16 protein-coding genes are annotated in these 21,432 nt (G+C 72.3%); 11 read left to right on the plus strand and 5 right to left on the minus strand.

Going from position 1 to position 21,432, the window contains the following annotated elements; translation table 11 throughout:
• The first annotated feature begins 114 nt into the window (after positions 1-114).
• Entirely contained in the window at positions 115-1,239 is a 1,125-nt protein-coding gene (locus tag YWW_RS0117510) for a hypothetical protein (protein WP_155830230.1), read from the plus strand.
• Positions 1,240-1,590: 351 nt separating this feature from the next.
• Entirely contained in the window at positions 1,591-2,394 is an 804-nt protein-coding gene (locus tag YWW_RS34225) for a hypothetical protein (protein WP_051325981.1), read from the plus strand.
• Between the two features lie 6 nt (positions 2,395-2,400).
• On the opposite strand, the gene YWW_RS0117520 is transcribed toward YWW_RS34225, so the two are convergent.
• Positions 2,401-3,072: an NADPH-dependent F420 reductase gene (locus tag YWW_RS0117520; RefSeq protein WP_026931121.1), complete on the minus strand. Its 672-nt coding sequence runs from the start codon at positions 3,070-3,072 to the stop codon at positions 2,401-2,403.
• Positions 3,073-3,275: 203 nt separating this feature from the next.
• On the opposite strand from YWW_RS0117520, the gene YWW_RS0117525 reads away from it, so the two are divergent.
• Entirely contained in the window at positions 3,276-5,540 is a 2,265-nt protein-coding gene (locus YWW_RS0117525; protein ID WP_026931122.1) for an SCO7613 C-terminal domain-containing membrane protein, read from the plus strand.
• Between the two features lie 194 nt (positions 5,541-5,734).
• Positions 5,735-8,326 carry an SCO7613 C-terminal domain-containing membrane protein gene (locus YWW_RS0117530; protein WP_026931123.1) on the plus strand — a complete coding sequence of 864 codons (2,592 nt, stop codon included), beginning with the start codon at positions 5,735-5,737 and terminating at the stop codon, positions 8,324-8,326.
• A 10-nt stretch (positions 8,327-8,336) separates the two neighbouring features.
• Here YWW_RS0117530 and dxs read toward each other — a convergent pair whose 3' ends face one another.
• Positions 8,337-10,226: a 1-deoxy-D-xylulose-5-phosphate synthase gene (dxs, locus tag YWW_RS31270; protein WP_051325982.1), complete on the minus strand. Its 1,890-nt coding sequence runs from the start codon at positions 10,224-10,226 to the stop codon at positions 8,337-8,339.
• A gap of 164 nt (positions 10,227-10,390) precedes the next feature.
• Here dxs and YWW_RS34230 point away from each other — a divergent pair, with 164 nt between their 5' ends.
• From YWW_RS34230 to YWW_RS0117565, 6 genes are all read left to right on the plus strand, one after another.
• Positions 10,391-11,293 carry an amidohydrolase family protein gene (locus YWW_RS34230; RefSeq protein ID WP_026931124.1) on the plus strand — a complete coding sequence of 301 codons (903 nt, stop codon included), beginning with the start codon at positions 10,391-10,393 and terminating at the stop codon, positions 11,291-11,293.
• Between the two features lie 311 nt (positions 11,294-11,604).
• The gene (locus YWW_RS0117545; RefSeq protein WP_211228609.1) at positions 11,605-12,654 is read left to right on the plus strand and encodes a quaternary amine ABC transporter ATP-binding protein; all 1,050 of its coding nucleotides are present in this window, start codon (positions 11,605-11,607) and stop codon (positions 12,652-12,654) included.
• Complete coding sequence (locus YWW_RS0117550; RefSeq protein WP_051325983.1) at positions 12,651-13,550, plus strand: ABC transporter permease; 900 nt, start codon at positions 12,651-12,653, stop codon at positions 13,548-13,550. The genes YWW_RS0117545 and YWW_RS0117550 overlap by 4 nt, the downstream gene beginning before the upstream one ends.
• Positions 13,551-13,607: 57 nt before the next feature.
• Entirely contained in the window at positions 13,608-14,540 is a 933-nt protein-coding gene (locus YWW_RS0117555) for a glycine betaine ABC transporter substrate-binding protein (protein ID WP_035700288.1), read from the plus strand.
• 182 nt (positions 14,541-14,722) lie between these two features.
• Complete coding sequence (locus tag YWW_RS0117560) at positions 14,723-15,013, plus strand: hypothetical protein (protein WP_026931128.1); 291 nt, start codon at positions 14,723-14,725, stop codon at positions 15,011-15,013.
• Between the two features lie 109 nt (positions 15,014-15,122).
• A complete protein-coding gene (locus YWW_RS0117565) occupies positions 15,123-16,286 on the plus strand; it encodes a DUF5685 family protein (protein WP_026931129.1) in 1,164 nt (387 codons plus the stop codon).
• 12 nt (positions 16,287-16,298) lie between these two features.
• On the opposite strand, the gene YWW_RS0117570 is transcribed toward YWW_RS0117565, so the two are convergent.
• Entirely contained in the window at positions 16,299-16,625 is a 327-nt protein-coding gene (locus YWW_RS0117570; protein ID WP_026931130.1) for a hypothetical protein, read from the minus strand.
• Positions 16,626-16,682: 57 nt separating this feature from the next.
• Complete coding sequence (locus YWW_RS0117575) at positions 16,683-17,876, minus strand: class I SAM-dependent RNA methyltransferase (protein ID WP_051325984.1); 1,194 nt, start codon at positions 17,874-17,876, stop codon at positions 16,683-16,685.
• 229 nt (positions 17,877-18,105) lie between these two features.
• Here YWW_RS0117575 and YWW_RS31280 point away from each other — a divergent pair, with 229 nt between their 5' ends.
• Entirely contained in the window at positions 18,106-19,362 is a 1,257-nt protein-coding gene (locus YWW_RS31280; RefSeq protein ID WP_051325985.1) for a right-handed parallel beta-helix repeat-containing protein, read from the plus strand.
• Between the two features lie 46 nt (positions 19,363-19,408).
• On the opposite strand, the gene YWW_RS31285 is transcribed toward YWW_RS31280, so the two are convergent.
• Positions 19,409-21,397, minus strand: coding sequence for an APC family permease (locus YWW_RS31285; protein ID WP_035704691.1), 1,989 nt, complete (start codon positions 21,395-21,397; stop codon positions 19,409-19,411).
• Between the last annotated feature and the right edge of the window lie 35 nt (positions 21,398-21,432).

A 21,432-nucleotide genomic window follows, 5' to 3' on the forward strand; every position in this document is an offset into this window, starting at 1 on the left:
GGTATCGGGAGAACCGCACAAGCCGGATAGGAGACTACGGAACCGCTCCCACTTCCTTGCATACCAGCGAGTAGCGCACTTTGACCTGCGGGTTCATCTCCCTATGGTTGTCGGGTGCAATTTCGCGACACGATCCAAGGCGCGACCGGCTTCGCCCGGAGTGCCGCCATTGCCACCGGCAATCGAGTGAAATCACTGACCTCTCAACTGACCGAACGCCTCAGCCCCTGGATGACCGTGCTGGCCGGACTCGCCTCCGCCGGCTTCGGCATCCTCCAGAGCACCGTCGCCACCGCCATCGAGCGGATGGAGCCGCTGGTGTCCCGCGTGGCCGAGTTCCTCCGGCCGTGGATCGCCCGGCTCGCCGAGCGCCTCGCGCCGTGGAAGGCCCTGGTGAAGGACGTCGCGGCCGTGGTCGCCGACGCCACCCGGACCGCCTACGAGGCCGCCGCCGAGCGCGTGCGCCCCGTGGTCGCCCGCGGGTACGAGGCCGCCGCCGCGCGCGTGCGTCCGCTGGTCACCCGCGTGACCGACCGCTTCGGCGTGCGGATGACCGTCGTCGGCGCCGCCACCGCGATCTTCGTCGGCTCCACCGGCAGCACCGCGTGGGCCATCACCTCGATGGAGGGCCCCGCCGGGACCCCCGCCGAGCAGGACGCGCACACCGTCACCGTCGCCGAGTCCATCGCCGGCGTCTCCGAGGACGCCTCCACCACGGCCGAGCAGCTCGCCGCGGCCCAGGAGGAGGCTCAGGCCGAAGCCGAGGCCGCCGCGGCCGAGGAGCCCGCCGAGCCCGAGCGGGTCGGCGGCCTCAGCGAGCTCCAGATGGCCAACGCCATCGCCATCGTCGAGGCCGGCGACGAGCGCGGCCTGGACCGCCAGGCGTGGGCCGTCGCGCTCGCCACGGCCATGCAGGAGTCCAAGTTCAGGAACTACGCGAACGTGAACGTCCCTGAGTCCTACGACTACCCGTACCAGGCCGAGGGCTCCGACCACGACTCGGTCGGCCTGTTCCAGCAGCGGCCGTCCTCGGGTTGGGGCTCGGTCGAGGAGCTCATGGACCCGAAGACCTCGGCGGACAAGTTCTACAACTCGCTGGAGAACGTCAACGGCTGGAAGGACATGCCCGTCACCGTGGCCGCCCAGACCGTGCAGGTCTCGGCCTTCCCCGACGCGTACGCGCAGTGGGAGGGCCTGGCCTGGGAGATCGTCGAGTCCTACGAGGCCGCCAACTCCTGATGTAGAGAAAGACTCCTTTCCACCTCCCGATGGAACGGGCCCCGCTGCGGCGGGGCCCGTTCCGCTTCCCCCTATCCGACACGTTCCGTCACCGATCAACGACTCCGCCGACATGATCACGAACACACCACACATTCGGTGCTTTCGGGGTCCGTCGCGGGACAACGCTTGCTCATCCGTTCGGACGAGACGTCCACCGCAAGATCGTGGGAGCGCACATCGTTGCCGCGATAGCACGCGTTCCCGGCGAAAGGGGCACTTCCCCCATCGGGTGAGCACAGTCCCCCGTCCGGGCGGCGTCGCCCTCGCTGTCCGTCCGAGCTGGTCTTTCGCACTTCTAGCCTTGCGCGAATGCGGAAGCACTCCCATCCTCCCGAAACCGAGACGAGCAGCGGGCACGGCCGCGGCGACGAGATCGGCGTCAAGCCGGGCCGCCATCTCAGGGGCCCCTCCGCGGCGAGCCGCCTCGGCGTCGCCGGGGTCGCCGCCCTCATCGCCGTGGCCTCCGCCGCCGCCGCGGCCGGCACGATCGCCGGGTCCGACGGCCGCACGCCCCAGGAGCGCACGGCCGAGCGCATCGTCGCCGAGGCGATCGGCGCCGAGCCCGACTGGGACGCCGTCGCGCCGATGCCGAGCATCCTCCCGCAGGGCCTCGTGGCCTCGGCCCCCGAACCGGTGAAGACCAGGACCGAGATCGGCCCGGCGCTCGACCGCGACGCCGCTCCCGTCGAAGGCGTCGACGCCGCGCAGATGGCCAACGCGATCACGATCATCGAGGCCGGCATGGACCGCGGCCTCGGCGAGCGCGCCTGGGCCGTGGCCCTGGCGACGGCCATGCAGGAGGCCAAGCTCTACAACGCCGCCAATCCGGCGGTGCCCGAGTCGTACGAGCACGACTGGGAGGTCGAGTACGCCGACCACGACTCGGTCGGCCTGTTCCAGCAGCGGCCCTCGATGGGCTGGGGCACGGTCGCCGAGCTCATGGACCCGGCGACCTCGGCGGACAAGTTCTACGGCACGCTCGAGGGCGTCTCGGGCTGGGAGGACATGTCCATCGCGGGCGCCGCGCAGGCCGTCCAGGTCTCGGCCTTCCCCGACTACTACGCGCAGTGGGAGGACCTGGCCTGGCGGATCATCGACCGGGCGGTGCGGTAGCGGGCCTCAGCGCACGACCTTGAAGTTGAACTCGGCGGTGCCGAACGCCCCGAACAGGCGCAGCCACAGCGGCAGGACCATCTCGGCGCCGCGCGCGGTGGTGATGTCGCCGAGGTCGACGACGTCGGTGTGGCCCATCTGCTCCAGCAGATCGGCGACGGTCCGCTTCGCGTCGGGGTCGTCGCCGGAGACGAACACCGAGTGGTCCCCGCCGGCCAGCCGCCGCGGGTCGGCCATGAGCGAGGCGTTCATCGTGTTGAGCGTCTTGACCACCAGCGCCTCGGGGAAGGCCCGCTGGATCCGCTCGCCGAGCGAGTCGGTGTCCTTGACCGACAGCGTCGGCGGGAGCCCGCCGGAGAAGTCGAGCGGGTTCGAGACGTCGATCAGGACCTTCCCGGCCAGGTTGCCCTCGCCCGCCGCGCCGAGGACCTCGATCGCGGCCTGCCCGGAGGCGGCGTTGACGTTCAGCTCCGATCCGGCCGCGGCGTCGGCGAAGGAGGCCAGACCGACGGCGGGGTTCGCGCGGGCCCACGCGGTGTAGGACTCGCCCTGCTCGGGCTCGCGGGCCAGGGTGGACGCGACGTCGCGGGTGCCGACGGTCACGTCGTGGCCGAGCTCGGCGAACCGCCCGGCCAGCGCGCGGCCGACCGTGCCGGTGCCCATCACTGCGATCTTCATTGTTGTTGCCCTTCGGGAGTGCGAGGAGGAGTGACCAATGTCGATTGAAGCAGACGGCGGCGAGCAGGCGACAGGGCCGTTTGGAGGAATCCACGAAATATCCGCGCCGGTGCGGTTCGGGAGCGCCCGGGTGTTGTGACACCCCGACAAATCATGTCCGGTTTGTCTGTTCCGGGATTTGCCATGAACCGGACACTGACAGTATGACCACGCAGATCACTCCTCCACATGCGCCCCGCGGCCCGCGGCGCCGGGGGGCGCCGTCCCCCGGTCGCGGCCGCCGCGCCGAGATCACCACCAAGTCCCTCCAGATCGTCCTGCTCTGCCTGGGCGGGCTGCTCCTGACCGCCGCCGTCGTCGTCTTCACCGCCGTGGCCTGGCGCGAGCTGGGCGACGGCGGGCGGCTGACCATCCTGGCCGGCTTCACCGGCCTCCTGCTGGCCGTGCCGCCGGTCCTGACCCGGTTCCGGCTGTGGGCCACCGCCGAGACCCTCGCCGCCATCGCCACGCTCGCGCTGTGGTGCTCGGCCCTGGCCGGGTACTACCTGTATCTGCCGAGCGGCACCGGACTGACCGCCGCCTCCGTAGCCGCCTGGACCACGCTCGTGCTCGTCGGCGCCGCCGGCTACCGGATCGCCGCCCGCGTCAGCGCCCCCGGCTGGGCCCTGCTGCCGCTGGGCGCGGCGGGCGCCTCGTTCGCCGCGGTCGCCGACGCCTTCGAGGCCGCGCTCCACATGGTCCTCATCGGCGCGGTCCTGGCCGGGGCCGCCTGGACCGTCCTGGCGCGGTCGACCCGGCACACCCGATCCGACCAGTGGTCGGCGCGCGCCCTGATGTGCGCGGCGGGCGTGACGGTCCTCCTGGGAGGGATGCGCGCCGCGTTCGGCCTCGACGCCTCGCTGACGGCGGTCGTGGCGGCGGCCGTCTGCCTGCTGGCCTCCGTCGGCGCGCTCGCCACCGTGCACACGCACCGTGAGGGCGCCTCGTTCGCCGCGGTCGCGGTCGGGTCCTCGGCCACCGGCGCGCTGGTCGTCGCCGCCTGCGTCCTGGCCGCCCGCTCCGCCGAGCCGGTGCTGGCCCTCCCCGTCTTCCTGCTGCTGGCCGTCGCCGTCATCGCGCTGACCGCCATGGGCGACCCGAACGGCCCCGTCGAGCTGTCGCCGGCGGCCTCGGCCGTGTCGGGCGTGGTCTCGATCGGCACGCTCGGGGTGGTCCTGACCGAGTCCTACGATCTGACGTCGTACTTCGGGGCGGCGGTGCTGTCGCTGGCGGTCTCCCGGGTCTTCCCGGCGCCGCTGCGTTCGGCGCTGCGCTGGGGCGCGGCGCTCACCGGGACGGCGGTCTTCGGCTGGTGCGCCGCGGTCGCGCTGTCGGTCCTGGCCGTCGCCTTCGGCGCCGCGCCGATCTGGCTGCTGACGTGGGAGATCCCCGCGGTCGCGGCGGCCTGCGCGCTGGGTCTGCCGCTGGTGCCCAAGGGCCTGCGGCTGGACTTCCTCGCCGCGATCGCGTCGGTCGCGGTGCTGGCCGCGGGCGGGCTGTGGGCGCACCCGTGGGCGCCCGCCGCGTCGTTCGTCCTGGTGGCCGCCGCGGCGCTGACCGTCGCCCTCGCCTCCGGCGGGCGGATCCGGCGCTGCGTCGGCTGGGTCGGCGCGTACGCGTGGCTGATGACCGCGGCCCTGGCCGCCCACCACCAGAGCGCCGGGGGCGGTGAGCCGGCGCTGGTCGCCTTCGGCGCCGTCGCCGCTGGCTCGGCCCTCCTCGTCGTGGCGTTCACCGCGCCGCTGGGCGAGGGACCGGCCGGGCCGGCGGCGCGGGCCGGTGCGCACCTGTTCATCGGCGTGAACCTGCTGTGGACGCTGATGGCCGCCGGGGACGGCGGCGAGCGGATCTCGGTCTACGCGCCCTTGGGCTTCACGGCGTACGCCGCCGCGCTGGCCGCGGCCGCGTGGGCGGCGCCCGCGCGCCGCGTCGCCCACGTCTTCGCCTCGTTCGGCGCCGTCACCGCCGCGCATGTGCTGCTGGCGGCCCGCGGCGGGGTGTCGGGACTGGAGTACTACACGGTGCCGCCTTCGGTGCTGCTGCTCGGGATCGGGCTGTGGCTGCTGCGGCGCGGCCCCGACATGGGGTCGTGGACGGCGCTGGCCCCGGCCTTGGCGATCGGTCTGGGGCCGTCGCTGGCGCTGTCGTTCGGGCCCGACGGCGATCCGCTGCGGCGCCTGCTGGTGGGCGCCGTCGCGCTGGCGGTGCTGCTGGTCGCGGCCTGGCGGCGCTGGCAGGCGCCGCTGGTGATCGGCGCCGTGGTCCTCGCGGCGCTGAGCGTGAACGAGATGGTGCTGCTGTGGAGCCTGGTGCCGAAGTGGATCCCGCTGGCGGTCGGCGGCGTGGTGCTCATCGCCGCCGGTGCGACGCTCGAGCAGCGCCGCCGGGACCTGGCGCGCCTGAGCGGCTCGGTGAAGGCGATGCGCTGACGGCGCGCACAGGTGCGGGGGGCGGCCCGGTCGGGCCGCCCCCGTTCGCGTCCCTCTCGCTCGCGGTCCGTTTAGAGGAATCCACGAAGATCGGGACGCGGCACGCCGCGGGGGCCACAAGACGTTGTGACCACTGCACAATCACTGTCCGTTTTGCCCGATCTTCAAGTTGACAGGCTGGCGACACTGTTGTGATGACCACCTTCAACTGCCCACGCTGCGGTCGGCCGAGCACGCCCGAGCACTGCCCCGCATGCGGCCGGGGGCCCGAGCCGCTCCTCGCCCGCCTCGCCGAGCTCGACTCGGCCCTGCGGGTGCTCTCGTCGAGCACCACCAGCCGCGGCGCCGTCGAGGCCGAGCGCGCCGAGGTGCTCGACGGCCTCGGGCGCCTCGCCGCCGCTTACCGGGCCGAGGCGCCGGCCGCGGCGGTTCCGGCCCCCGACACGCCGCCCGCGGCCCGGCCGGTCCCGCACATGGAGCCGCCCGGCCTCCAGATGGCACCGCCCCAGACCCCGACCGAATCCGTGCTGCCCGGCGGCTTCCCCGCGACGCCGCCGCCCGCCGTGCCCCGGCGGCGCGGCGAACTCGGCTCCAAGACCGTGCAGACCCTGCTGCTGGGCCTCGGCGGGCTGCTCGTGGCCGCCGCGATCATCATCTTCACCGCCGTCGCCTGGCGGCACATGGGCGACGCCGGACGGCTCGTGGTCCTCGGCGCCTTCACCGCACTCATGCTGGCGGTCCCGGCCGTCCTCATCCGCTTCCGCCTGTGGGCCACCGCCGAGACCTTCGCCTCCCTGGCCGCGCTCGCGCTGTGGTGCTCGGCCCTGGCCGGGTACTACCAGGTCCTGCCGGAGGGCGCCTCGCTCAGCGCCGAGGCCGTCGGCACCTGGACGCTCCTGGTGCTCGCCGTCCTCGTCCCGCACCGCTGGGGCGTCCCCGCCACCGCCACGGGCTGGGCGCTCCTCCCGCTGGCGGCCGTCGGCTCGGCCTTCGCCGCCGCCGGCGAGGTCACGAGCGCGGCACTCCTCATGGCCGCGACGGCCGCGGTGCTCGCCGCCGCGTCCTGGGTCGTCGGCCGCAAGCCGAGCCGCTCCCCGCGCTCGGACCTGTGGGTCTCGCGGCTGCTGCTGTGCGGCGCGGTCGTCCTGGCCTTCCTCGCGGGGCTCCGCCTCGCCTTCGGCCTGAGCGAGGCGCTCGTGCCGCCGGTCGCGGCCGGAGTGGCCGTGCTGGCGGCGGGGAACCTGGTCGCGACGGTCTACGCCCGCCGCGCCGGGGCCTCGGTCACCTCGATCCTGGTGGCCTCCTCGGCGACCGTCGCCATGAGCGTCGCCGCCTGGGTGCTGGCGGCCCGGTCCGACGAGGCCGCGCTCGCGCTGCCCTCGCTCGCGCTGCTGGCCGGTCTCATCACCGCGGTGGTCGACGAGTTCGCACCGGGCGGCGGCGAGGCCTCCCGGAAGGCGTCCGGGGTGGCGGCCATCGCCGCTCCGGCCGCGTTCGCCATCGTCGTGGCCGACGCGCCCGAGCTGAGCTCGTACCTCGTCGCGGCCGTGGCGATCGGGCTGCTGTCGCTGGCGCTGCCCGAGCCGCTGCGCCGCTCGCTGCGCCACGCCGCCTACATCGGCGGCGCGGCCATCGCGGCGGTCGGCGGCCTCATCGCGCTGTCGGCGCTGCCGGACCTGTGGTGGGACTTCGGCTTCCCCGGGCTGCTGACCTGGGAGGTCCCGATCGTGCTCGCGCTTCTGGCGTTGAGCGCCGCGCTGGTGCCCGAGCGCAGGCGGTTCGACGTCGTCGCGTTCACGCTGACCTTCGCTGGGATCGCCGCGTCCCTGCTCCTGTGGCACGGCGAGCCGTCGCGGCTCGACGCGATCCCGGCCGTCGGCTTCGCGCTGGCGGCGGTGATCGCGCTGGTCGGCGCCATGGCCTCGGCCACGCTCGACGGACGCTGCGCGAGCTGGTGCCTGCTGGCCGTCTGGCTGCCGCTCACGGCCAGCGCGATCGGCTCCAGCACGATGGACGCCTCGTCCTCGCAGATCGGCTTCGGCCTGGTCGCCGCGGCCGCGGCGATGCTCGCCGTCGCCGCCGGAGCGCCGCGGCGCAGCCGCCCCGACCGGGTGCTCGCCGCGGTCCTGGCGCACGTCCTGGCCGGCGTCACGGCCGGTGCGATGGTCGTCGGCGAATGGTTCGGGCAGCTCATCAGCGGCTCCGATTCGAGCTTCTACCTGCCCGCCGCGCTCGGGGTCTACACCCTCGCGCTCGCCGGCGTGGCGCTGATGGCGCCGGTCAAGAAGACGCCGTACGCCGTGGCGGCGCTGTGCACCGGCACGGCGGCGTGGTGGGCGCTCCTGGCGGCGCTGGAGGCGGAGACCCTCGAGGCGTTCACGGGGCCTCCGGCGGCGGTGCTGTTCGCCTTCGGGCTGTGGCGGCTGCTGCGGCGGCCCGAGACCGGCTCGTGGGCGCAGCTGGCGGCGCCGATCGCGGTCGGCATCGGCCCGAGCCTGCTGCTGGCGCTCGCCGAGGACGAGACGGCGCGTCGCGTCGGGGTCGGCGCGGCGGCGCTCGCGGTCGTGGTGGCGGGCCTGGCGCGGCGCTGGCAGGCGCCGCTGGTGCTCGGTTCGATCGCGCTGCTGGCGCTGACGGCCAACGAGCTGGCCCTGGTGTGGCACGCGATCCCGCAGTGGATCCCGCCGGCGGTGGGCGGCGCGGTCCTCATCGGCCTGGGCGCCACGTTCGAGCGGCGCCGCCGCGACCTGGTGCGGCTGCGCGCGGGACTCAAGGCGATGCGCTGACCGGGGCGCCTCACCGCAGGCGGCGCGCGACCTCCGCCTGGAGGCGCTCGGCGATGGCCTCGGGGGTGAGGCCGAGGTCCGCGAGCAGCTGGTCCCGCGTGCCGTGGGGGTGCCAGCCGCGGGCGACGGCGAGGTCGACCAGGGGGACGTCGTCGCCGCTGTCGCGCATGGCCTGCGCGAGCGCGTCGCCGAAGCCGCCGGTCCTCACTCCGTCTTCGACGGTGGCGACGAGCCTGTACTGCCCGGCGAGTTTCACCAGGGCCTCGGGGACCGGGGAGATCCAGCGCGGGTCGACGACGACGGCCCCCACTCCCTGCGCGGCGAGGAGCTTCGCGGATTCGACGGCGGCGGCGCCCATCGATCCGCAGGCGACGATGAGGAGCTCGGCGCCCGCGGGCTCGACGAGGAAGTCGAGCCCTTCGCGGGAGTCGACCGGCTCGATGTTCCCCTTGGGGACCGCGCCGGACGGGAAGCGCACCATCGTGGGGCCGTCGTCGACGGCGAGGGCCTCGGCGAGCTCGAGGCGGAGGGTGGCCTCGTCGCGGGGCGCGGCGATGCGCAGTCCGGGCACGACCCGGAAGATCGAGGTGTCCCACACCCCGTAGTGGCTGGGCCCGTCGGGGCCGGTGATCCCCGCCCGGTCGAGCACGAACGTCACCGGCAGCCGGTGCATGGCGACGTCGAGCACGGTCTGGTCGAAGGCGCGGTTCATGAACGTCGAGTAGACGGCGACGACGGGGTGCAGGCCGTTCATGGCCAGGCCCGCGGCGGAGGTCACGGCGTGCTGCTCGGCGATGCCGACGTCGAAGACCCGCTCGGGGAAGCGTTCCATCAGCTTGTCGACGCCGGTGGGGCCGGGCATGGCGGCGGTGATGGCCACCAGCTCGGGCCGGATCTCGGCCTGGGCGACGAGCTCTTCGGCGAACACGGCGGTCCAGCGGCGCTTGGAGGCGGCGACGGGCTCGCCGGTGATCGGGTCGAAGGCCGAGGACAGGGAGTGCGCCTGCTCGGCCTCGTCGGCGCGGGCGGGCGCCCAGCCGTGGCCCTTCTCGGTGAGGGTGTGGACGATGACCGGGCCGCCGAAGCGCTTGGCGCGCTCGAGCGCCTCGGTGAGCTCGCCGAGGTCGTGGCCGTCGACGGGGCCGACGTACTTCAGGCCGAGGTCGGAGAACATGCCCTGCGGCGCGAGCGCGTCCTTCAGACCGGTCTTGGCGGCGTGGAGCGTGGAGTAGGCGGCGCGGCCGAACACGGGGATCTTCTCCACCGCCTCCTGGATCCTGCGCAGCGCGGGCTCGTAGCCGGGGTTGAGGCGCAGCCCGGCGAGGCGCTTGGCGAGGCCGCCGACGGTGGGCGCGTAGGAGCGGCCGTTGTCGTTGACGACGATGACGAGCTTGAGGTCGTCGCGGGCGGCGATGTTGTTGAGCGCCTCCCAGCACATGCCGCCGGTGAGCGCGCCGTCGCCGACGACGGCCACGACGTGGCGGTCGTCGCCGGACAGGGCGTGGGCCTTGGCGAGGCCGTCGGCGTAGGAGAGGGAGGTGGAGGCGTGGGAGTTCTCGACCAGGTCGTGGGGGGACTCCTCGCGGTTGGGGTAGCCGGCGAGGCCGCCGCGGCGGCGCAGGCCGTCGAACTGCCCGGACCGCCCGGTGAGGGCCTTGTGGACGTAGGACTGGTGGCCGGTGTCGAAGACGATCTGGTCGTGCGGGGAGTCGAAGACGCGGTGGATCGCCATGGTGAGCTCCACGACGCCGAGGTTCGGGCCGATGTGCCCGCCGGTCTTGGCGACCGCGTCGACGAGGAACTCGCGGAGCTCATCGGCCAGGCGGGGCAGCTCGGCCTCGTCGAGCGATTTGAAATCGGCCAGTCTGCCGATCGTCGCCAGCAGCGGGTATGCACTCATAAAGCCGAAGTCTATCGGCGGCGGCGAGCAGGGTGTTAGTCCAAGACCGGCACTGAGGCGGGCCGCATACCCCCGATCGGGTGTCAAAAAACAGTCACTCCCCGAAAGGGACACGCCGGGCGAAAGTCCGGCAGAGCCCGCGATGATGGTGTGATCATCGCAACATGGACCTCATCGACCTGTACCAGAACACCGAATGGCCGGCGCGTCTCGATCAGGTGTTGAGCTCCTCACCGGTCGACTGGCCGGTCCGGCGCAAGATCGTCGGGGAGTCGGTGGTGCCGGGCCTGGCCCGGCTCCAGCGCATGTCGGCGGTGCCGCGGTTCGACCTCGACGCGGTCGAGGGCGAGGTGTACGAGGGGATCCTCGAACGCGCCCTGACGGCGGCGGCCGAGGCCGGAGCGGTCTACACCGAGCTGCGGCTGCCGCAGGAGTCGGTGGCCTACCCGGGCTTCATGGAGCGGTTCGACGCCGCGAAGCAGAACGTCGCCGAGCTCTTCCCGGACTTCGAGGCGGCCGCGGTGCTGAGCCTGAACCTGTGGGAGCCGACCGTCAAGGAGATCTGCGACGCCTTCGGCGACGCCGCCGCGGCCGGGCTGGCCGGGGTGGAGCTCATCTACGTCCCCTACGCGGCCGAGGCGGACTGGACGAGGGGGCGGGCCGTGGCCGAGGCCGCGGCGCAGGCCGGCCTGGGGGTGACGGTCCCGGCCGGGGCGTTCAACGCCTCGAACGTCGCCGCGGTGGCGCAGTTGGAGGCGGTGAGCCGGATCGGCCACGCCGTGGGCGCCGCCGACGACCCGGGGATCGTGCGGCTCCTGGCCGAGCGCGGCGTGGCGGTGGAGGTGTGCCTGACCTCGGCGGTGCTCCTCGGCATGGTCGAGCGGCTCGAGGCCCACCCGCTGCCGCTGTTCGTCGAGGCCGGAGTGGAGGTGGTGCTGGGCACCGACTCGCCGATGCGGATGGGCACCGACATCGCCGACGAGTACGCCAAGGCCCGCGCCTTGGGATTGAGCGAGGCCGACCTGGTGGCCGTCTCGGAGCGCGCGATGGCCGCCAGGCTGCCCTGAGGGACCGGAGCGCCGCGGCGGCGCCCCGGCGCGGGAGCGGTGGGAGCCGCGCCGTGAGCGCCGCCGCCCGTACGCCTGAGCGCACCCTCAAATCCAGTCGCTTTGGTTGCTGTTCTGCAACATTCTTGACAACGTCGGATTGCAGACAATCGGATCTCAGACCGGAGAATCGCGAATCGCAGGCCGACTACCTGGGAAAACGTCGATCATCTACATCGCGTGTCTATCTTCTCACGCGCTGCTCCGCGTGCCGGAACCCCAGCTCTTGACTAGTGTTGCCCCGGTTGCCGCCCGCCAACCGGAAGGAAACGATGTCTGCCCTAGCAGTCGATTCCCTGTACAAGATCTTCGGCAAAGGTGCCAATAGAGCCGTAGCCGAGCTCAAAGCCGGCGTCCCCCGCGACGAACTGTCCGACAAGAAGGTGACCGCCGCGGTCATCGACCACAAGTTCGAGATCGGCTCGGGTGAGATCTTCGTCGTCATGGGCCTGTCCGGCTCGGGCAAGTCCACCCTCATCCGGATGCTCAACGGTCTGGTCGAACCCACCGCCGGATCCATCTGGATCGACGGCGTCGAGCTGGGCGGCCTGTCGAAGAAGGGCCTGCGCGAGCTGCGCCGCGACAAGGTCAGCATGGTCTTCCAGCACTTCGCGCTCCTTCCCCATCGCACCGTGCTCGAGAACGTCGCGCTCGGACTCGAGATCAAGAAGACGCCCACCGCCGAGCGGCGGGCCAAGGCCTTCGACGCCGTCGAGATGGTGGGCCTCGGCGGCCAGGAGGACAAGCTCCCCTCGCAGCTGTCCGGCGGCATGCGCCAGCGCGTCGGCCTGGCCCGCGCCCTGGCGGCCGACACCGAGATCCTGCTCATGGACGAGGCGTTCAGCGCGCTCGACCCGCTCATCCGCCAGGAGATGCAGGACCAGCTGCTCGACCTCCAGAAGACGCTGAACAAGACGATCGTGTTCATCACGCACGACCTCAACGAGGCCATGAAGATCGGCGACCGCATCGCCATCTGCGACGGGCGGATCGTGCAGCTGGGCACCGCCGAGGACATCCTCATGCACCCGGCGAACGACTACGTCTCCGAGTTCACCGCCGACGTCGACCGCTCGCGAGTGCTCACCGCCGCGTCGGTCATGGAGCCCTGGGACGACGCCGACACCGGCGACTTCGACACCGTCGAGGCCGACACGCTGGTCGCGGAGCTGTACGAGCAGGTGCTGTCCACCGAGGACCCGCTGCTGGTCGTCGACGACGACTCCGACCCCCTCGGCGTGGTCACCCCCAAGGGCATCATCAAATCGCTCGCGTCCGAGAACGAGTCCCCCGAAGCCGATCAGGAGCCCCAGCAAGCATGATCCAATACCTCCGCGACTGGTTCTGGACCTACGTCTGGAAGCCCTTGCCCGACATCCCCTTCGGGGACTGGGCGGAGTCGGTCATCGACTGGGCCCGCCGCGAGTGGAACCCGTTCTTCGAGGGGACCAACACCTTCCTCGAGACACTCCACACCGGGCTGTCCGACGCGCTGCTGTGGCTGCCCTCGGGCCTGATGGTGATCATCTTCGCCGGCATCGCCTGGCTCGCCAAGGGCGGGCGCCTGGCGGCCCTGGTCGGCGTCGGCATGTTCGTCGCCGCCTGGACCCCCTACTGGGAAGAGACCATGGAGTCGCTCGCGATGGTGCTGATCGCGACCGTGATCGCGACGGCCCTGGCGATCCCGCTGGGCATCCTCGCCGCCGAGAACCGGCTGGCCTCGACGATCGCCCGGCCGATCCTGGACTTCATGCAGACCCTGCCGCAGTTCGTGTACCTGCTGCCGGTGGTCATGCTCTGGGGCATCGGGGTCACGCCCGGCATCATCGCGACGATCATCTTCTGCATGCCCCCGGGCGTGCGCCTGACCGAGCTGGGCATCCGGCAGGTCGACCACGAGGTCGTCGAGGCCGGTCAGGCCTTCGGCGCCTCCCCCGCCAAGATCCTGGCGGGCATCAAGCTTCCACTGGCGCTGCCCACGATCGCCGCCGGGCTCAACCAGGTCATCATGCTCGCCCTGTCGATGGTCGTCATCGCGGGCATGGTCGGCGGCGGCGGCCTCGGCGGCGTGATCGTCTCGGCCCTGGGCCGGGTCGAGATCGCCAAGGGCTTCAACGCCGGGCTGGCCGTGGTGGTCCTCGCGGTCTTCCTCGACCGGGTCATGCAGGGCCTGGCCGACCGCACACCCGTCGCCCGCGCCGCGAGACTCGCGGCCTGAGACGCCCCGAACCCCCGAACCATCGGCATGAGACCGGACAACAGAGAAGGAGACGACATGCGACGTCGTTCGATCATGAAGAGCACCACCGCCCTCGGTGCCGCGGCCGTGCTGGGCCTGGGCCTGGCCGCCTGCTCGGTCGAGGAAGAGGGAGGCGGCTCCGGCGAGTCCGGCGGCGGCATCGACTTCGGCCTGCCCGAAGGCGAAGGCGAACTGGCCCTCGCCATCATCCCCGGTTGGGACGAGGGCGTGGTCGCCACCGAGGTGTGGCGCCAGGCGCTCGAGGACGCCGGCTACGAGGTGACCGTCGAGGAGATCGCCGAGGCGGGCGTGCTGTACGAGGGGCTCGCCAACGGCGACATCGACGTGTTCCTCGACGGCTGGCTGCCGATCACGCACGCCACCTACATGGACGCGTACGGCGACCAGCTCGAGACGATCGGCACCTGGAACGAGAACGCGGCGCTGACCGTGGCCGTCCCGAGCTACGTCGACGAGGTCGACTCGCTCACCGAGCTCAACGACAACGCCGAGCTGTTCGGCAACCGCATCGTCGGCATCGAGCCGAGCGCCGGCCTGACCGAGGCGGTGCTGGAGAACTCGATCCCGACGTACGGCATCGAGGACATGGAGCTGGAGACCTCCACGACCGCGAGCATGCTGTCCGAGCTCGACTCGGCCATCGCCGCCGAGGAGCCCATCGTGGTGACCCTGTGGCAGCCGCACTGGGCCTACGCCAAGTACGACCTCAAGAACCTCGAGGACCCGGAGAAGACCCTCGGCGAGGTCGAGACCATCAACACCCTGGCCACCGCCGGGTTCTCCGAGGAGCACCCCGAGCTCGCCGAGGTCCTCGGCACGTTCAAGATGACCGACGAGCAGCTCGCCGGCCTGGAGCAGGTCGTGTTCGACGAGCACGACGGCGACGTCGAGGCGGGCACCACCGCCTGGCTCCAGGAGAACGACTTCTCCGAGCTGATCTCGCAGTAGACGAGTCCTGAAAGGGGGGACGGGCTTCGCCCGTCCCCCTTCGCCGTGTCCGCACATGAGTGGTTCTCGGTGAAACGCCGCCGCACCGGCGCACAGGTGTTAATGTCCTGGCACGACGGCAGATCGCGAAGGCGTCGTCCAGGGGGAACACCGAGCGGAACCGAGCAGCGGGGAGCACGGCCATGGCGCATCTCGAGCACACCGGACACGACCACCGCCACGGCGAGGGCTGCGGCCACACCGCCGTCCAGCACGGCGACCACGTCGAATACGCCCACGACGGGCACCTGCACCGGGCCCACGGCGAGCATTACGACGAGTGCGAGCCGAGCGGCCACGTCATCTGCGAGGGCCACGACCACCAGCACGGCGAAGGCTGCGGCCACCCGGCGGTCCGGCACGGCGACCACGTCGACTACGTGCACGACGGCCACCGGCACGCGCTGCATCAGGGCCACTACGACGACCACTAAGGCCTGGTTGCGACCTCCCGTGAGCGGCCGCCGACCGGCGTCGGCGGCCGCGGTTGCGCGCCGACGATAGGATGCCTCTCGACTGTCCCCGGCCTCAGGAGACCGCCCCATGTTCGGCATCCTCGCACCATGCCCCTCACGCACTCCCGCCGATCTCAAGCCCCGCTGGATGGGCCACTTCTGCGGCCTGTGCCTGGAGCTGCGCGACGACGCCGGGCACCTCGCGCGCCTGACCACCAACTACGACACGCTCGCGCTGTCGGTCCTGGTCGAGGCCCAGCAGGGCGACGGGGCCGACGGCCGCGACGCCGGGCCGTGCGCGCTGCGCGGCATGCGCCGCCAGCGCATCGCCACCGGTGACGGGCCGCGACTGGCGGCCACCGCTTCGCTGCTGCTGGCTTCGGCGAAGCTGCGCGACCACGTCGAGGACGGCGACGGGATCGTCGCCCGGCCGGGCGTGGCGGGCCTGGCGGGGAGGACGGCCGGGCGCTACCGCTCCAAGGCCCTGGCCATCGGCGAGTCGATCCGGCTGCCGGTGGAGGAGGTCATGGCCGCCGTCGACCGGCAGAAGGCCGTCGAGGACGCCTGCGGCCCCGGCACGCCGCTCGCGGCGGTCACCGCGCCGACCGAGCAGGCCACCGCCGAGCTGTTCGCCCACGCCGCGGTCCTGGGCGGCAGCGAGGACAACATCGGGCCGTTCCGGGCCGCGGGGGCCTCGTTCGGGCGCCTCGCGCACCTCCTGGACGCCGCCGAGGACTTCGACGACGACGCCGAGCAGGGGGCCTGGAACCCACTCGCGGCCACCGGCACCGGCATGGACGAGGCCCGCTCGCTCGCGCGGGGCGCGCTGGCCGACATGCGCGCCGCGCTCGAGGCGGCCTCGTTCGTGGACGCGACGATGGTGCGGCTGCTGCTGGACCGCTACGCGCGCCACGCGGTCTCCAAGACCTTCGGGTCGACGTGCGCGACCTACCGGCGCCCCGACCGCGGCGACTACCGGCACCGGCCGCGCGACGACCACGACCATCGGCGGTTCGGGCGGCGGCGCGGCTTCTGGGGCGGGCTGTGCGTGGCGTCGGCGCTGTTCTGCTCCTGCCAGATGTGCTGCGCCAACGAGTACCACGACCCGTGGTCCGGCCAGCCGCGCCAGGGCTGCTGCCACCAGTGCGACTGCTGCGACGCGTGCGAGTGCTGCAACTGCGACTGCTGCAGTTGCTGCAATTGCGGCGGGGAGGACGGCGGCTGCTGCAACTGCGATTGCAGCTGCGACTGACGCCGCCCTCGTTCAGGCCTCGCCTATGGCCGCGGCCTGGCCGGTGTCGATGCGGCCGATCTTGTCGCCGTCGACGGTGAAGTCCCAGTAGGTCGTCATGTCGCCCCACTTGTCGTCGTGGACGGCGACGATGAGCCGCGAGCCGCCCATGGTCTCGCGCTGCGGCGTCAGGCGGGCGTCGGCGTCGAACAGGTTGGAGTCGCACCACTCGGCGAGGTCGCGCGCGACGCCGTCGTCGGTCAGGACGGCGTCGCCGGTCAGCAGCGCGTAGAAGGCGGTGCGGTCGCCCGCGTTGACCGCGTCGACGAGCGCGGCCACGGTCGGATTCGAAGGTGTCATGGCCTCATTGTGGCGATCGGAGCGCCACCGGAGCGCCGAATCCGATATTTCGTCGCGTTACCGGGCCGTTTCGACCGGTGCCGGTTCGAACAGCGCGATCGTCTCGAAGTGCTGCGTCATCGGGAAGGCGTCGAAGGCGCGCATGCGGCTCGGCTCCCAGCCGTGCTCGGCGAAGGCCTTGACGTCGCGGGCCAGCGCGCCCGCGTCGCAGGCGACGTAGCAGATCGCCCTCGGGCGGGCCTCGACCAGGGAGGCCACCACCTCGGGCCCGGCGCCGCTGCGCGGCGGGTCGAGCACCACGATGTCCACGCCGCCGAGGGCGGGCACGGTCTCGGCGACGTCGCCGTCGATCGCGCCGGCGTTCTTCCAGTCGGCGAGGTTGGCGGCGGTGCGGGAGGACTTCGCGTTCTCGACGGCCACCACCCGGCCGAGCTCCCCCACCGCGTCGGCGAGTCCGGCGGCGAACAGCCCCGCCCCCGCGTACAGGTCCCAGGCGGCCTCGCCCTCCCGCGGCCGGAGGAATTCGAGCACGCAGTCCAGGAACGCCTCGGCGGCGGCCGGGTGGACCTGCCAGAAGCCGTCGAAGCCCAGCTCGAACTCGGTCTCGCCGACCCGCTGGTGGACGGTCTTCGGGCCGCTCTTGTGGTGGGGCCGGGAGGTGCGGCGCAGCTGCGTGTAGACGGCGAGGCCGTCGTCGTCGGAGTCGACGACGCCGACCGCGCCCATGCCCTTCCAGTTCCGGGAGAGGACGTCGGCCGAGCGGATCGGCTCGGAGGCGATGCGGCACCAGTCGATGTGGACGATGTCGCGGGACTTGTGCTCGCGCAGTCCGGCCTTCCCGCTCTGGTCGACGGCGTACTGCATGCGGGTGCGCCAGCCGAGCGGGCCCTCCTTCCAGGGGAGCGCCTCGACCTCGAGCCCTTCGAGCCGCTCGGCGTCGAGCCCGCCGAGGCGGGTGAGCTGGTCGGTCAGGACGCGGGTCTTGAGGCGCAGCTGGGCCTCGTGGCTCGCGTGCTGGAAGTCGCAGCCGCCGCATCTGCCGGGCCCGGCCCACGGGCAGGGCGGCTCGACGCGGTCGGGCGAGGGCTCGAGGATCTCGACGGCGTCGGCGAAGGCGAAGCGCTTCTTGCGGTCGGTGACCTCGATGCGCACCCGCTCGCCCGGCAGGGCGTGGCGGACGAAGTACACCTCGCCGTCGACGCGGGCCACGCAGTGGCCTCCGGCAGCGACGTCCCCTACGGTGACGATCATCGTCCTCCCCAACCCCCGTGTCCGTGGGCCGGGGCCGCTCGACGGGCGTCGGCGGCCTCCCCGGCCCGGTGCAAGCACGCCCGCCAGGCTACTACGGGCGGGAATGGGCGCGGCACCTCGCACGTGGCATTGAGGCATTCGAATTGTTGACTTAAAAGACGGCCGTCGATATAGTGGGCCGAAGTGTGCAAACGCTTGCATTCCATGTCCATCTCAGAGAGGCGAGCTCATGTCCGACCGCAGGAACCCCCGCTCCCGAGCGGGAGCCATACCGATCGCGCTCATCGCGGCCGTCCTCGGCCTCCTCGGCGCCACCGCCTTCGCGCAGCCCGCGTTCGCGCAATCCGAGATCTTGACCGTCGCCACCGACGGCGACGACGCCAACCCCGGCACCGTGGCCGCGCCCCTGCGCACCATCCAGCACGCCGTCGATCTGGCCGCACCCGGCACCGTGATCCAGATCCGCGGCGGCGTCTACGCCCCCGAGACCAACCTCCAGATCAACACCGACGGCGAGTCCGGGAACCCGATCACCATGACCGCCTACCGCGGCGAGCACGTCGTCATCGACGGCGAGAACATGCCGTACACGCCCGGCGAGCTCGACGGCTCGATCCCGAGGCCCGACCGCGGCGCCCTGCACGTCGAAGGCGACTGGTGGGTCTTCCGCGGCCTGGAGATCGTCCACGGCCCGTACGGGATCTTCTGCATGAACTGCAACAACAACGTCTTCGACCGGCTCGTCACCCGCGACAACTACGAATCGGGGCTCCACCTCTTCCTCGAATCCGGCGGCAACCTCATCCTCGACCTGGACAGCTACGGCAACTTCGATCCGCGGAACAACGGCGAGAGCGCCGACGGCCTGGCCATCAAGGAGGGCTCCGGCGAGGGCAACGTGGTGCGCGGGGCACGCCTGTGGAACAACGTCGACGACGGCTTCGACTCCTGGGAGTTCACCTCGCCGATCCTCATCGAGGACTCCGTCGCCTGGGGCAACGGCTTCAACCGCTGGGACTTTCCCGACTTCCCCGGCGACGGCAACGGCTTCAAGCTCGGCCGCGGCGCCGAGACGGCCACCCACACCGTGCGGAACAGCATCGCCTTCGACAACGCCCAGCACGGCATCATCGACAACGGCAACCCGGCCTCGATGCTCATCGAGAACAACACCGCCTGGGACAACGCCGAGACCGGCTTCGTCTTCGACCGCTCGACCTCGACGCTGAACGGGAACCTCTCGGTGGCCAACGCCGCCGCCGCCGCCCTCGGCTCCTCCGGCGGCGAGGGAAACTCCTGGGACATCAAGGACGAGTGGAGCGAGGCGGACCTGGCGAGCACCGCGACCGGCGTCATCACCGGCCCCCGCGCGCCCGACGGCTCGATCCGGTCCACGGACTTCCTGCGACCCGAGGGCTACGAGGACCTCGGCGCGGACTTCTCGAACGGCGGACGCTGCGGCGCCCACGGCGCTCCGGCGACGTAGACTCCCCTCCTCGCACAGGCCCCGGCGGCACGCCGCCGGGGCCGCCTCATCTGCGGATGCGCCGCAGCGGCGGGGCCTCGCGGTTCTCGCCGAGGATCCACGGCACGGTCACGATCATGACGCCCGGCACGTACTTCAGCTGCCGCTGGATCGCCTTCGTGGTCTGGTTGTGCAGGAGCCAGCCGGACCACGGGAAGTAGTTGCGCGCATCGCCCTTGCGCTGCCACCAGTGCCCGACGACGTACTCGGGGAGGTAGACGGTGACCACGTCGCGCGGCGCGTCACGCATGCGGGCCTTGACGTAGTCGACGATCGGGCCGGTGATCTCCCGGTAGGGGGAGTCGACGACGGTCAGCGAGATCCCGATCCCCCGCCGCTCCCAATCGGCCAGCAGCGCCCGGGAGGCGGCGGCGTCGACGTTGACCGTCAGCGCCGTGACGGTGTCCGGCCGGGTGGCCTTGGCGTAGGCGAGCATCCGCATCAGCGGCCGGTTCACGCTGGAGACCAGCACGATCGCGTGGTTGCGCGAGGGCAGCCTCGGCTTGCCCTTCGGCAGCTCGATCTCCTCGGCCACGGCCGTGTAGTGGCGGGAGACGAACCACATCATCGCGTAGCCCGCGCCGATGATGACGGCGGCGATCCAGCCGCGCCGGTAGTCGGTGACCGCGACGATGCCGAGCACGATCGCGCACATGAGGGCCGCCGCCGCGGCGGTGCGCATCGCCCGGCGGGCGCGGGCGCGGCGGGCGGCGTCGCGCTCGATCCCCAGGACCCGCCGCCAGTGGAGGACCATCGCCGCGTGGGCCAGGACCATCGACAGGAACACCCCGACGATGTACATGCCGATGAGCCGGAACGTGGCGCCGCCGAAGGCGACGACGAGGATCCCGGCGGCCACGGCCAGGATGATGATGCCGTTGGAGTAGACGAGCCGGTCGCCGCGCTTGTGGAGCTGGCGCGGCATCAGGTAGTCCTTGGCGAAGACCGAGGCCAGCTGCGGGAAGCCGACGAACGCGGTGTTGGCGGCCAGGAGGAGCACGCCGCCGGAGGCGAGCATGATCGGCCACATCAGCAGCGCCCGGGAGTCGAACACGGCGGCGGCGAGCTGGCCGATGAGCGGGTTCTGCACGTAGTCCTCGGGCACCCCGGCCAGCTGCGTCTGCGGGTCGACGGTGGACTGCGCGCCGACGAGGTAGGCGAGGACGACGATGCCGACGTACAGCGCGATGGTGGCGGCGCCGACGGCGGTGATGGCGGCGGCGGCGTTGCGGCCCCTGGGCGGGCGGAAGAACCGGACGCGGGTCGTGAACGTCTCGATGCCGGTGACGGCGACCGAGCCGGCGGCGAAGGCGCGGGCGCACAGCACGAACAAGGCCACCGAGGTCATCTCGGTGGCCTCGCCTACGGTGTCGTAGCTCGCCGAGGGCGGCTCGATCTGCTCCCCGGCGGCGAGGCGGACCAATCCCACCGCGACGGTGGCGGCCATGCCCGCCACGAACAGGAGCGCGATCCCCGCCGCGACGCGGCCCGAGACGCGCCCGCCGCGCAGGTTGAACGCCATGAGCAGCGCTATCGCCAGGGCGCAGGCCCATTCGCGCCCCTCGCGCACGCCGGGCCACAGCACGGCGAGGCAGGCGACGGCGGCCGAGACGGAGACGGCGACGGTGAGGATGTAGTCCAGGACGAGCGCGGCGGCGGTCAGGGCCCCGGCCCTCGGCCCGAGGTTCGCGGTCACGACCCGGTAGTCGCCGCCGCCGCCCGGATAGGCCTGCACGGTGTAGCGGTAGGAGGCGATGACGGTGAGCATGACGACGGCGACGGCCAGCCCGGTCCAGATCGAGTAGGCGTAGGCGGCCGAGCCGGCGGCCGCCATGATGAGGAAGACCTGCTCGGGGGCGTAGGCGATCGAGGAGAGCGGGTTGACCGCGAGCAGCGGGATGGCGTACCGCTTCGACAGCTCGAGGGAACTCTGCCGCTCGGAGGTGAACGGCTCGCCCACGAGCAGCCGCTTGAAGACGGACAGGGACCGGGTCACGGCCTTGGCATCCCCTTTTCCGAAGGTGGAAAAAT

It is taken from the genome of Glycomyces tenuis DSM 44171 (genome assembly GCF_000427885.1).
GTDB lineage: Bacteria > Actinomycetota > Actinomycetes > Mycobacteriales > Micromonosporaceae > Glycomyces > Glycomyces tenuis.

Excerpts from the sequence above, each read along its gene's own strand:
- YWW_RS0117565 (WP_026931129.1), top strand. The coding sequence starts at position 15,123 with ATGTTCGGCATCCTCGCACCATGCCCCTCACGCACTCCCGCCGATCTC.
- YWW_RS0117525 (WP_026931122.1), top strand. The coding sequence starts at position 3,276 with ATGACCACGCAGATCACTCCTCCACATGCGCCCCGCGGCCCGCGGCGC.
- YWW_RS31280 (WP_051325985.1), top strand. The coding sequence starts at position 18,106 with ATGTCCGACCGCAGGAACCCCCGCTCCCGAGCGGGAGCCATACCGATC.
- YWW_RS0117530 (WP_026931123.1), top strand. The coding sequence starts at position 5,735 with ATGACCACCTTCAACTGCCCACGCTGCGGTCGGCCGAGCACGCCCGAG.
- YWW_RS0117575 (WP_051325984.1), bottom strand. The coding sequence starts at position 17,876 with ATGATCGTCACCGTAGGGGACGTCGCTGCCGGAGGCCACTGCGTGGCC.
- YWW_RS0117570 (WP_026931130.1), bottom strand. The coding sequence starts at position 16,625 with ATGACACCTTCGAATCCGACCGTGGCCGCGCTCGTCGACGCGGTCAAC.
- YWW_RS34230 (WP_026931124.1), top strand. The coding sequence starts at position 10,391 with ATGGACCTCATCGACCTGTACCAGAACACCGAATGGCCGGCGCGTCTC.
- YWW_RS0117520 (WP_026931121.1), bottom strand. The coding sequence starts at position 3,072 with ATGAAGATCGCAGTGATGGGCACCGGCACGGTCGGCCGCGCGCTGGCC.
- dxs (WP_051325982.1), bottom strand. The coding sequence starts at position 10,226 with ATGAGTGCATACCCGCTGCTGGCGACGATCGGCAGACTGGCCGATTTC.
- YWW_RS0117555 (WP_035700288.1), top strand. The coding sequence starts at position 13,608 with ATGCGACGTCGTTCGATCATGAAGAGCACCACCGCCCTCGGTGCCGCG.
- YWW_RS0117550 (WP_051325983.1), top strand. The coding sequence starts at position 12,651 with ATGATCCAATACCTCCGCGACTGGTTCTGGACCTACGTCTGGAAGCCC.
- YWW_RS0117545 (WP_211228609.1), top strand. The coding sequence starts at position 11,605 with ATGTCTGCCCTAGCAGTCGATTCCCTGTACAAGATCTTCGGCAAAGGT.
- YWW_RS34225 (WP_051325981.1), top strand. The coding sequence starts at position 1,591 with ATGCGGAAGCACTCCCATCCTCCCGAAACCGAGACGAGCAGCGGGCAC.
- YWW_RS0117560 (WP_026931128.1), top strand. The coding sequence starts at position 14,723 with ATGGCGCATCTCGAGCACACCGGACACGACCACCGCCACGGCGAGGGC.